The following is a 1,523-nucleotide window of genomic DNA, read 5'->3' as shown; positions in this document are numbered from 1 at the left end:
GGGGTGGCGGTAGTGGGTGCCGTTGCGGAGCATGGCGTAGAGGACGTCGCAGCGGCGTCGGGCGAGGCAGATGAGGGCGGCGTTGTGTTTCTTGCCTTCGTCGCGTTTGCGCTGGTAGTAGGCCCTGCTGGTGGGGTCGTGCAGGGCGGCGAAGGCGGCGAGGAAGAAGGCGCGTTTGAGTTTGCGGTTGCCGTTGCGGGTGGGGTGTTCGCCTTTGATGCTGGTGCCGGAGCTGCGGGTGACGGGGGCGATGCCGGCGTAGGCGGCCAGATGCGCCGAGGACTTGAAGGCGGAGGCGTCGCCGACCTCGAGCAGGATGCGGGCGGCGGTCCTGACCCCGATGCCGGGCATCGAGGTCAGGACCCCGGCAAGAGGGTGAGCATCAAGTATGTCCTCCACCTCGGTGGCGACCTGGTTGCGTTGCTGAAGCACGGTTTTCAGGCTGTCGGCGAGTCGGGGCAGGACGGTGTCGGCTGCGGCCGTTCCCGGGACGGTGACGGTCTGCTCGCCCAACGCGGTCCAGATGTCGGCGACGAGTTTCTCGCCCAGGCGGGGCGCGTGAGTCGCTGCGATGGCGGTGACCTTGCGGCGTCCGGCTTTGCGGATGCCTGTCGGGCCGCCGCAGCGGGACAGGATCTCCAGCACCGCTGGGTGCGTGATGCGGGGACCCAGGACACGTTCCAGCGTGGGATGGATGCCGGTGAGCAGGCCGCGGATCCGGTTGCCCAGCCGGGTGGCCTCACCGGCCAGATCGTCGTCGAACCCGACCAGGACCTCCAGCTCGGCCAGGGCCTCGTCACCGGTGTCGACCGGGCGCAGCGTGTGGGGCAGGCTGCGGGCGGCGTCGGCGATGATGAACGCGTCCCGGGCGTCGGTCTTGGCATTGCCCGGGTAGAGATCGGCAATACGCCGCATCGCCAGACCGGGCAGGTAGGCCACCTGATGCCCGCAGGCGCGGGCGACCGCGACCGGCAGTGCCCCGATCGTGGCTGGTTGATCGACGACGACCAGCAGCGGCCCGTGAACGGCGAGCTTGTCGAACAACGCCCGCAGCTTGGGTTCGGTGTTGGGCAGCGGCCCATCGTGCAGCCGTTTCCCGGTCGCGTCCAGAGCGACGGCGTGATGGTCGCCCTTGCCGACATCCAGGCCGAGGAACACGCCATAACTGCTGGTCATGCACAGTGTCTTTCATCCGTCGCGGGTGGTCGCCGGTCAGGGCATCGATGGCCGGCACCCACGCCTGCGACGAGACCTACCCCAAGGGTGGCCGTGTCCCTATTCAGCGGTCCCCCGATGCCACCAGGCCCGGCGACACCACCCCCCGGATCATGACCTCGACTGGGGGCATCAGTCATACCGAACCTGGCGACCACAGCTCCTTGATCAGGAACCACGAAAAAGGTAACGGGGGCTTCGTCGCGTTGTCTTGGAGGGCGAATCCCGAGGTCCCGGCAGGGGGTGGGCGGCCTGCTTCTGCTCGGTGGCCCGGGTGGCCTGGGTGGCCTGTCGCGTGTGGACTGGGG

1 protein-coding gene is annotated in these 1,523 nt (G+C 68.8%); it reads right to left on the bottom strand.

The features are described from left to right. The coding region (locus D0D15_RS35720) for an IS110 family RNA-guided transposase (RefSeq protein WP_115945104.1) at positions 1–1,176 on the bottom strand (1,176 nt) is incomplete at its 3' end. Between the last annotated feature and the right edge of the window lie 347 nt (positions 1,177–1,523).

This window comes from Amycolatopsis thermalba (genome assembly GCF_003385215.1).
GTDB lineage: Bacteria > Actinomycetota > Actinomycetes > Mycobacteriales > Pseudonocardiaceae > Amycolatopsis_E > Amycolatopsis_E thermalba.
The sequence above is the reverse complement of the archived record's forward strand: the minus strand, read 5'-3'. Positions and strand labels throughout refer to the sequence as shown.